This window comes from Streptomyces sp. MUSC 14, assembly GCF_001866675.1.
Lineage (GTDB): Bacteria > Actinomycetota > Actinomycetes > Streptomycetales > Streptomycetaceae > Streptomyces.
Genome location: NZ_MLYN01000088.1, coordinates 1 through 9,983 on the forward strand (window position 1 = coordinate 1; position 9,983 = coordinate 9,983).

The following is a 9,983-nucleotide window of genomic DNA, read 5'->3' on the forward strand; positions in this document are numbered from 1 at the left end:
GTCCTCCGCTCACCCCACCCCGCCGAGCACGCCCCCCACGACCCCGCCCTCCGCGCCACCGAGCACTCCGCCGTCCACCCCTCCGCCCAGCCCGAGCCCCACACCGACGCCCCCGGCCTCGCCGTCACCGCCCCCCTCGGGCAGCGGCACACCGAGCCCGTCGGGCAGCTAGGCAGCCGGGGGAGCGGCGGTGGGGTTACGGGGCCGGGTCGGCCGGGTGGGGCGCGACCAGCGGCAACTGCGACGCCAGCCGCGCTTCGCACAGCTCGACGAGACGGTCGTACCCCGCCTTGCCCATCAGCTCGGTCAGCTCGGGCCGGTAGGACACGTACACCGGGTCGCCCGCGCCGTGCGCCGACGTCGCCGAGGTGCACCACCAGTGCAGGTCATGGCCGCCCGGACCCCAGCCCCGGCGGTCGTACTCCCCGATGGACACCTGGAGCACGCGCGTGTCGTCGGGCCGGTCGATCCAGTCGTACGTCCGCCGGATCGGCAGCTGCCAGCACACGTCCGGCTTGGTCTCCAGCGGCTCCCGGCCCTCCTTCAGCGCCAGGATGTGCAGCGAGCAGCCCGCGCCGCCCGCGAACCCGGGCCGGTTCTGGAAGATGCACGAGCCCTGGTACGGCCGGGTCTGCCGGGATCCCTCCTCGTCCTTCGACACCCAGCCGTTCCGCGTGCCCTCGGCGTGGTGCTGCCAGAGGTCCGGAGTGAGCCGCGCCACATGCCCGGCGACCCGCTTCTCGTCGTCCTCGTCGGAGAAGTGCGCGCCCAGCGAGCAGCACCCGTCGTCCGCGCGGCCCGCCTGGATGCCCTGGCAGCCGCTGCCGAAGATGCAGTTCCAGCGAGAGGTCAGCCATGTCAGATCACAGCGGAAGATCTGCTCGTCGTCCGCCGGGTCAGGAAACTCCACCCACGCGCGCGCGAAGTCGAGCCCCTTCTCGTCGCTCGCCTTCGCGGCCTGACCGGACTTCTTGGACTTCTTCGACATGGACGACGCCTTCGCCTGCGCAGATTCCCCGTCCTTCAATCCCTTGGAGGATTTGGGGTCCTTCGCCTTTTTCGTCTTTGGCACATGACCAGGGTAAGTGGCCCAGGCCCGCTCCGGGGACCGTGGACCGCGGATCTGGCAGTAGCGTTCCGTATATGAGACTCGGTGTCCTGGACGTGGGTTCGAACACGGTGCATCTGCTGGTGGTGGACGCCCACCCCGGCGCCCGCCCGCTGCCCGCGCATTCGCACAAGGCCGACCTTCGGCTCGCCCAACTCCTCGACGACAGCGGTGCCATCGGCGACGACGGCATCCACCAGCTCGTCGCCGTCGTACAGGACGCCCTCCAGGCCGCCGAGGACAAGGGCGTCGAGGATCTGCTGCCGTTCGCGACCTCCGCCGTCCGCGAGGCGGTCAACGCCGATGACGTCCTCGCGCGCGTGGAGGCCGAGACCGGCGTACGACTCCAGGTCCTCAGCGGCGCCGAGGAGGCCCGCCTCACCTTCCTCGCCGTACGCCGCTGGTTCGGCTGGTCGGCCGGGAAGCTGCTGGTGCTGGACATCGGCGGGGGCTCCCTGGAGATCGCCTACGGCATAGACGAGGAGCCGGACGCCGCCGTCTCCCTGCCGCTCGGCGCCGGCCGGCTCACCGCGGGCTGGCTGCCCGGCGACCCGCCCGCCGCCGAGGACATCCGTGCCCTGCGCCGCCATGTGCGTACGGAGATCGCCCGCTCCGTCGGCGACTTCAGCCGCCTCGGCGTCCCCGACCACGTGGTCGCCACCTCCAAGACCTTCAAGCAGCTCGCCCGTATCGCCGGCGCCGCCCGCAGCGCCGAGGGCCTCTACGTCCAGCGGGAGCTCAAGCGCGAGTCCCTGGAGGCCTGGGTCCCCCGGCTGGCTTCCATGACCGCGGAACAGCGCGGCGAACTGCCGGGAGTCTCGGAGGGCCGCGCCGGCCAGCTGCTGGCCGGCGCCCTGGTGGCCGAGGGCGCGATGGATCTCTTCGGCGTGGAGAGCCTGGAGGTCTGCCCGTGGGCCCTGCGGGAGGGCGTGATCCTGCGGCGCCTGGATCACATGGGTTCGGCATAGCGCCCTGACGGGGCGAGGGGAACGGCGCGAGCAACCACGACGCACCCGCAGCCGCAAATGGCGAACATCACAACGGCGAACGGGTACCGGACACCGGAGCCACTCAACCCCTTAAGGTGGCACCCGTGGCTGAACCCAGGGACGTCCCCGTCGCGCTGTCGACAGCCTCCGTCTACCCGGAGTCCACGGCGACGGCCTTCGAGATCGCCGCGCGCCTCGGGTACGACGGTGTCGAGGTCATGGTGTGGACCGACCCGGTCAGCCAGGACATCGAGGCGCTGCGCCGCCTGTCGGACTACCACGGCATCCCGGTCCTGGCCGTCCACGCCCCCTGTCTGCTGATCACCCAGCGGGTCTGGTCGACGGACCCCTGGGTCAAGCTCCAGCGGGCCCGGTCGGCCGCCGAGAAGCTGGGTGCCTCCACCGTCGTCGTCCACCCGCCCTTTCGCTGGCAGCGGCAGTACGCGCGCGACTTCGTCGACGGGATCTGGCGGATGGCGGACGAGACGGACGTACGGTTCGCGGTCGAGAACATGTACCCGTGGCGCTACCGCGACCGCGAGATGCTCGCGTACGCCCCCGACTGGGACGTCACCCAGCACGACTACCGGCACTTCACGGTCGACCTCAGCCACACGGCGACGGCCCGCACCGACGCGCTGGAGATGATCGGGCGCATGGGCGACCGGCTCGGCCATGTCCACCTGGCCGACGGCAAGGGCTCCGCCAAGGACGAGCACCTGGTGCCCGGCCGCGGCACCCAGCCCTGCGCCGAACTGCTGGAACACCTGGTCCTGTCCGGTTTCGACGGCCATGTGGTGATCGAGGTCAACACCCGCCGGGCGATGTCCGGCGCCGAGCGCGAAGCCGATCTCGCCGAGGCCCTGGCCTTCACCCGCAAACACCTGGCCGCGGCGGTACGGGTGCCCCGCCGATGAGCGAGCCCCAGCCCCCAGCCAGCTCCCCTGCCGGGCCCGCAGCCGGTTCCTCGGCCGGGCCTGCGGCCGGCTCTTCGGCCGGGTCTCCTGGCGGGTCTGCAGCCGGTTCCTCGGCCGAGCCTCTGGTCGGTTCCTCGGCTGGGTCTCCTGCCGGTTCCTCGGCCGAGCTCCCAGCCGGGTCCCCTGCCGGGCCTCCAAGCCGGTCTTCGGCCGAGCCCGCAGCCGGGTCCCCTGCCGGACCTGCAGTTGGTTCCTCGGCCGCGTCTCCGGGCGGGCGTGCAGCCGGTTCCTCGGCCGGGCCTCCACCCGGCTCCCCCGCCCAGCCCTCCACCGGACCTTCTGCCGAGCCTTCCGCCGGACCTTCTGCCGAGCCTTCCGCCGGACCTTCTGCCGAGCCTTCCGCCGGACCTTCTGCCGAGCCTTCCGCCGGACCCTCTGCCGAGCCTTCCGCCGGACCTTCCGCCGAGCCTTCCGCCGGACCCTCTGCCGAGCCTTCCGCCGAGCCTTCCGCCGGACCCTCTGCCGAGCCTTCCGCCGGACCTTCCGCCGAGCCCTCCACCGGCCCCTCGTCAGCGGACAAACCCCCTGCCCGCCGACGGGGCCGGCCCCCGCGCACGGAATCCGCCGGCACTCGCGACCGCATTCTCGGCGCGGCCCGCGCGGAGTTCTCCGAGCGTGGCTATGAGAAGACCTCCGTCCGCGGCATCGCCAAGGCGGCCGGCGTCGACTCGGCGCTGGTCCACCACTACTTCGGCACCAAGGAACAGGTCTTCGAGGCGGCCGTCGCCGTTGCCTTCGCGCCCGCGCTGAACGCCCCCGAGGCGGTGGCCGCCGGCTCCCTGGACGGGATGGGGGAGCGGCTGACCCGCTTCGTCTTCGGCGTCTGGGAGAACCCCACGTCCCGTACCCCGCTGCTGGCCATCCTCCGCTCGGCCGTCAACAACGACACCGCGGCCGCCGTGTTCCGCCGCCTGATCACCGCCCAGCTGATGCGCCGGATCGCCGCCCAGGTGGACCTGCCGGACCGGGAACTGCGCGCGGAGCTGGCCGCCGCCCAGCTGGTGGGCGTGGCGATGATGCGCTACGTGATCAAACTGGAGCCGCTGGCGTCGGCGGACCTGGAGCAGATCGTCGCCCGCGTCGCCCCCGTCGTACAACACCACCTCACGGACAGCTGAGATTCACCGACGGGTGAAATGCGCGTCCCGCATCGCGGACAACCGTGTCCAGCCCTTGGAGCGTCGGCGTAGGCTCGTAGGCAGCCAGAACTCTCTGGACACTCTCTGGACGCAGAACCAGAAGGTCACTGAAGGAGCGAGCGACGATGCCCGAGCTGAGGTCCCGCACAGTCACCCACGGCCGCAACATGGCGGGCGCCCGCGCCCTGATGCGCGCCTCCGGTGTACCCGGTGCGGACATCGGCCGGAAGCCGATCATCGCGGTCGCGAACTCCTTCACCGAGTTCGTGCCGGGCCACACCCACCTCCAGCCGGTCGGCCGGATCGTCAGCGAGGCGATCACGCAGGCGGGCGGCATCCCGCGCGAGTTCAACACCATCGCCGTGGACGACGGCATCGCGATGGGCCACGGCGGCATGCTGTACTCCCTGCCCTCCCGCGACCTGATCGCGGACTCGGTGGAGTACATGGTGGAGGCCCACTGCGCCGACGCCCTGGTCTGCATCTCCAACTGCGACAAGATCACCCCGGGCATGCTGATGGCCGCCCTGCGCCTCAACATCCCGACCGTCTTCGTCTCCGGCGGCCCGATGGAGTCCGGCCGGGCCACCCTGGTCGACGGCACGGTCCGCACGCTCGACCTGGTCGACGCGATCTCCGACGCCGTCAACGACAAGATCTCCGACGAGGACATCCTCCGCATCGAGGAGAACGCCTGCCCGACCTGCGGCAGCTGTTCCGGCATGTTCACCGCCAACTCGATGAACTGCCTGACCGAGGCCATCGGCCTCTCCCTGCCGGGCAACGGCTCGGTCCTCGCCACCCACACCGCCCGCCGCCGCCTCTACGAGGACGCGGCGCGCACGGTCCTGGACCTCACCCGCCGCTACTACGAGCAGGACGACGACTCCGTCCTCCCCCTCAACATCGCCACCTTCCAGGCCTTCGAGAACGCCATGGCCCTGGACATCGCGATGGGCGGCTCCACCAACACGATCCTGCACCTGCTGGCCGCCGCCCAGGAGGCGGGCGTCCCCTTCGGCCTGGAGCAGATCGACGCCGTCTCGCGCCGGGTGCCGTGCCTGGCCAAGGTGGCCCCCAACGTCGCGAAGAACCGCACGTACTACATGGAGGACGTGCACCGCGCCGGCGGCATCCCCGCCCTGCTCGGCGAGCTGCACCGCGCGGGCCTGCTCAACGAGGACGTGCACGCGGTCCACAGCCCGTCCCTGGCCGACTGGCTGAAGACCTGGGACGTCCGCGGCGGCTCGCCCTCCCCGGAGGCGGTCGAACTGTGGCACGCGGCACCGGGCTGCGTCCGCTCCGCCGAGGCCTTCTCCCAGTCCGAGCGCTGGGAGGCCCTGGACGACGACGCCGAGGGCGGCTGCATCCGCTCCGCCGAGCACGCGTACTCCAGGGACGGCGGCCTCGCGGTCCTCAAGGGCAACCTCGCGGTCGACGGCTGCGTCGTGAAGACGGCCGGCGTGGACGAGTCGATCTGGACCTTCGAGGGCCCGGCGGTCGTCTGCGAGTCCCAGGAGGAGGCCGTCCAGCGCATCCTCACGCAGGAGGTCAAGGACGGCGACGTCGTCGTCATCCGCTACGAGGGCCCCAAGGGCGGCCCCGGCATGCAGGAGATGCTCTACCCGACCTCGTACCTGAAGGGCCGCGGCCTCGGCAAGACCTGCGCCCTGATCACCGACGGCCGCTTCTCCGGCGGCACTTCGGGCCTGTCGATCGGCCACGCCTCCCCGGAGGCGGCCTCCGGCGGCACCATCGCCCTGGTCCAGGACGGCGACCGCATCCGCATCGACATCCCGAACCGCACCATCGAGCTGCTGGTCGACGAGACCGAACTGGCCCGCCGCGAGGAGGCGTTGAACGGCGCCTACGCCCCCAGGAACCGCGACCGCAAGGTCTCGGCCGCCCTGCGCGCCTACGCCGCCATGGCGACCAGCGCGGACAGGGGTGCGGTGCGCGACGTGACCAAGCTGGGCTGAGCCGGCGCGAGAAGGCCGAGCCCGCGTACGACGAAAGCCGAGCCCGCGTGCGAACAAGGGGCCGTTCCCGGTGGGGACGGCCCCTCGCGTCGCCGGTGCGGCTCACCACTCGGCCGGATCGCGCGCGGCCACCCCGAACACGGTTCCGTCGGGGGCACCGGCGTAGACGTGACCGTCGACGACCAGAGGTGCCGGCAGGTCGGCGGTGACCACGCCCGCGTCGGTGCCGAGCCGCGCCGGAGTCTGCCCGACGAGGCGCCCGCCGCGCGCGTCGACGGCCAGCAGGCGCCCGTCGGCCGCGGTGAAGTAGACATGCGCGCCGTCCGCGACCGGGGCCGAACCACGGCTGACGGACGTCTCCAGATGCCACAGCGGCTTGCCGGCGGCCAGGTCGACGGCCTCCAGCGAGCCGCCCGCGGACAGCAGATACACCGTGTCGCCGTGCGCGGTGGCCTGGGGCGACAGGCGCGGGACCGGCAGCGCCACGCGACGCGACGCCTTCGAGGCCGGGGTGTAGCGGACCACGGCGTTCGCGGCCAGGGACTTGTCGGCGGACAGGAAGAACAGGGACCCGTCCTGGCTGCCGACGGGGTTCAGCACCCCGCCGAGCGACGCCTCCCAGCGCACCGCCCCCGTGTCCGGATCCACGGCGGCCACATGCGTGTGTGCCCCGTCCGGGGACGAGGTGATCGCGTAGGCCAGCGGATCCCCGGCGAACGAGGCGAGCGAGGGCGTGCTGTAACCGGGCAGCCGCCGGTGCCACTTCGTACGGCCCGAGCTGCCGTCCACACCGGTGACCGTGCCGTCGGCCCCCGTGATCAGTGCCGTACCGCCGGCGTAGCGGACCACCGCGCCGTCCGGCAGCGGCCGCCTCCACACCTCGTCACCGGAGCGCGGGTCACGTGCCGTCAGCAGGGATCCGCGGCCGGTGCAGAACTGCACGAGCGAGTCCGCCGCAACCGGCGGCCCGCACCCGGGCCCGGCGGCGGAACGGTGCCACAGGAGCTTTCCGTCGGCCGCGGAGAGGGCGAAAGCGGCACCGGCCCGCGCGCAGAACACCTGCCCCGCCCCGTACGCACACTGCGGCATCCCCGTGGCCCCGGGCGCCGGCGCGGTGTGCCACGAGCTGAACGCGGCCGCCTTGGTGTGCGGGCTCGTACCGGCCGGCGCGGAACCGCCGCCCCCGATCAGCTCGACCGAGGCCAGCCCGGCGGCGACGACGAGCGCGAGCGCCCCGGCACCCACGGCCACCCTCCTGCCGACCCGCCTCCTGACCTCCGGCGCGGGCCGCTCCTCGCCGGCGGACCGTTCCCCGGCAGGGGATCGCGGGTCCGCCGCCTCGTCGCCCGTACGCTGCGCCGGTATGAACGCCTGCGTGTCGTACGAGGCCGCCACCGAGCGCAGTTCCCGCATCAGCTCGTCGGGCGTCGGCCGGTCCTCGGGCTCCTTGGCCAGACAGCGCAGCACCAGTGCGGCGATCCCCTCCGGCACCCCGGTCAGATCGGGCTCGTCGTGCACCACCTGATAGGCGACGACGTACGGGCTGTCGGAGTCGAACGGCCCGCGCCCGGTGGCCGCGTGCACCAGCACCGAGCCCAGCGCGAAGATGTCCGCCGCCGGTCCCACCTCCCGCGGCCGCCGGAACTGCTCGGGCGCCATGAAGGGCGGCGTACCGATCAACTTGCCGGTCTCGGTGCGCAGTTCACTGTCCTTCGGCCGGGAGATACCGAAGTCGATGACCTTGGGCCCGTCCTCGGCCAGCAGCACGTTGCTCGGCTTCAGATCCCGGTGCACGACACCGACCCGGTGGATGTCGCGCAGCGCTTCGGCGAGCCCGGCCATCAACCGCCGCAACTGCGCGGCCGGCATCGGCCCGTTCTGCTTGACATGCTCGGAGAGCGTGGGACCGGGGATGAACAGGGTGGCCATCCACGGGCGTTCCGCCTCCGGATCGGCATCGACGACGGGCGCGGTGAAAGCACCGCTCACCCGCCGGGCCGCGGCCACCTCCTGCCGGAAGCGTCCCCTGAACTCGGGATCCCTGGCGAACTCGGCGTGTACGACCTTCACCGCGAGCTTCAACCCGGAGGTGCTGCGCGCCAGATGGACCACACCCATGCCACCGGACCCGAGAGAGGACTCCAGGCGATAGTGACCGGCGTACTCGGGAAGGTCCGCTTCCGCACCGGCCCCCGCGTCTCTCCGTGGCGCCATGGGACCACCCCCGTGCTGTTCGACCGCGCGCGCGACGCACGGAGCCTAGTCGATGACTCGTGCGAGACAGAGGCGGCTTGCTAGCCTGCGCGCGCGAGTCGCGCACACCTGAGCCGCGACTCGAACACGGGGATGACCGACGCCCATGGTGGCCATGGGCTCAACGGGGAGGTTTCACATGGCTGTTGACCGTGCCGAGGAGATCGAGACCGGCGCCGGGGGCGACGCGGTGGCGGCGGAGGCGGCCATCCGCACGTATCCGGTCGCGCCGGGCCTCCGCCTGAACGTCCGCAGCGGCCCGGGCACCGACTACGGAATCGTGCGCGTCCTGCCCGAGGGCGTCCGCGTCCCGATCTTCTGCCAGGCGCCGGGCACGAATGTCTCGGGCCCGTACGGTACGACGAACATCTGGGACAACATCGACAACGGCCAGTACGTCTCCGACGCCTACGTCCAGACCGGCAGCGACGGCTACATCGCCTCGCGCTGCGGCTGAACGGGAGACCTCCGGCACCGCCCGGGCCGTACGGCATGACCGGCAGCGACGGCTGCGCGACGCCTCGCCGCGGCTGACCCACCGGAGCCCGCCCCCACCCGACGCCGTACCCGTTCGCCATAATCGTTCCTGTGAGCGACGAAACCGGCACCCCGGACACCTCGGCGGGCTCCTCGGGCGGTACGGCCGCCGAAGGCGGCGGCCCCCGCCCCGAGCCCCTGCGCTTCTTCGGCACCTCCTGGGTGAACCACGACGACGGCTACGCGGCCCGCCGCGCCGGCGTCGCAGTCGGCTCCCTCGCCGCGGCCGTCGCCTCCTGCCTGGTGCTCCGCTTCGCCTACGACGGCATCCGGATCGCCGACACCGGCGCCTTCGTGACCGTGCTGATCATCGCCATGTTCGCGATCTGCAGCGCGCTCGCCTTCCGCAACACCTGGGAGGGCTTCGGCAAGCGGCACGACCCGCAACGCCAGGCCTCCCTGCGCGGCCTGCTCGCCATCGGCTTCGTCGGCTCCCTCCTCGCCTACTTCTTCCGCTCCCTCACCGAGGCCCCCGGCGAGAAGCTCCACCGCGAGGAGTACGACACGGCCCGCGAGACCCACGCCCGCCGCACCGCCCGCCGCACCGGCAATCCATCGAAGAAAAAGCGCCACAAGTAAGCCCCCCCTCGGGCGCGGGGCTTCGCCTTGCGCCGGCGTGCCTTATCCGCCCGCGTAGGGCTTTGCCTCTGCGGACCGGTACCCGCTGGGGCTTGCACCGGGTGCTGTGGAGCTTTGCCTCTGCGCCGGGGTGCCTGCTGCGGCTTGCCCGGCGGGGTGTTGCGCCGGGTGTGGTGTGGGGTTTTGCCTCTGCGCCGGGGTGCCTGCTGCGTCTTGCCCGGTCGGATGTCGTGTCCGCCCGCGCGGGGCCTTTCGCTTGCAGCCCGTCCGGCCTGACGTCGGGCCCGTCCGTGTGGGTGGCACCCTGCGGACCGGTGATCGCCGCGGCCCACCCAGGCCGGACGGCTCGCCCGGACCGGGTGGCTTGCCCGGTCGGAGGGGGCTTCCGCGCGCGTGGGGCTTCGTCTCTGTGTCCGGTTAGC

8 protein-coding genes and 2 pseudogenes are annotated in these 9,983 nt (G+C 72.4%); 7 read left to right on the forward strand and 3 right to left on the reverse strand.

Features of this window, described 5'->3' with window-relative positions; all coding sequences use genetic code 11:
* Nucleotides 1-9: 9 nt before the first annotated feature.
* Complete coding sequence (locus BIV25_RS51805; protein ID WP_177235622.1) at nucleotides 10-150, reverse strand: hypothetical protein; 141 nt, start codon at nucleotides 148-150, stop codon at nucleotides 10-12.
* Between the two features lie 46 nt (nucleotides 151-196).
* Nucleotides 197-1,072 (reverse strand): hypothetical protein, encoded by an 876-nt coding sequence (locus BIV25_RS42225; RefSeq protein ID WP_107486662.1) that lies wholly within the window; start codon nucleotides 1,070-1,072, stop codon nucleotides 197-199.
* A 71-nt stretch (nucleotides 1,073-1,143) separates the two neighbouring features.
* On the opposite strand from BIV25_RS42225, the gene BIV25_RS42230 reads away from it, so the two are divergent.
* The 5 genes and pseudogenes from BIV25_RS42230 (at nucleotide 1,144) to ilvD (ending at nucleotide 6,192) form a co-directional block, all read left to right on the forward strand.
* Nucleotides 1,144-2,076 (forward strand): Ppx/GppA phosphatase family protein, encoded by a 933-nt coding sequence (locus BIV25_RS42230; RefSeq protein ID WP_071377894.1) that lies wholly within the window; start codon nucleotides 1,144-1,146, stop codon nucleotides 2,074-2,076.
* A gap of 125 nt (nucleotides 2,077-2,201) precedes the next feature.
* Nucleotides 2,202-3,014: a sugar phosphate isomerase/epimerase gene (locus BIV25_RS42235; RefSeq protein ID WP_071377895.1), complete on the forward strand. Its 813-nt coding sequence runs from the start codon at nucleotides 2,202-2,204 to the stop codon at nucleotides 3,012-3,014.
* Nucleotides 3,011-3,502, forward strand: a pseudogene (locus BIV25_RS54835) (hypothetical protein); the annotation flags it as partial. The gene BIV25_RS42235 and the pseudogene BIV25_RS54835, both read left to right, overlap by 4 nt.
* Before the next feature lie 99 nt (nucleotides 3,503-3,601).
* A pseudogene (locus BIV25_RS53785) lies at nucleotides 3,602-4,192 on the forward strand (TetR family transcriptional regulator); the annotation flags it as partial.
* Between the two features lie 146 nt (nucleotides 4,193-4,338).
* Nucleotides 4,339-6,192, forward strand: a complete 1,854-nt coding sequence (gene ilvD, locus BIV25_RS42245) for a dihydroxy-acid dehydratase (protein ID WP_071377896.1) — start codon at nucleotides 4,339-4,341, stop codon at nucleotides 6,190-6,192.
* Nucleotides 6,193-6,294: 102 nt separating this feature from the next.
* On the opposite strand, the gene BIV25_RS42250 is transcribed toward ilvD, so the two are convergent.
* Nucleotides 6,295-8,406: a PQQ-binding-like beta-propeller repeat protein gene (locus BIV25_RS42250; RefSeq protein WP_071377897.1), complete on the reverse strand. Its 2,112-nt coding sequence runs from the start codon at nucleotides 8,404-8,406 to the stop codon at nucleotides 6,295-6,297.
* A gap of 178 nt (nucleotides 8,407-8,584) precedes the next feature.
* Here BIV25_RS42250 and BIV25_RS42255 point away from each other — a divergent pair, with 178 nt between their 5' ends.
* Entirely contained in the window at nucleotides 8,585-8,902 is a 318-nt protein-coding gene (locus BIV25_RS42255) for an SH3 domain-containing protein (protein ID WP_071377898.1), read from the forward strand.
* 131 nt (nucleotides 8,903-9,033) lie between these two features.
* A complete protein-coding gene (locus tag BIV25_RS42260) occupies nucleotides 9,034-9,561 on the forward strand; it encodes a hypothetical protein (RefSeq protein WP_071377899.1) in 528 nt (175 codons plus the stop codon).
* Nucleotides 9,562-9,983: the final 422 nt, after the last annotated feature.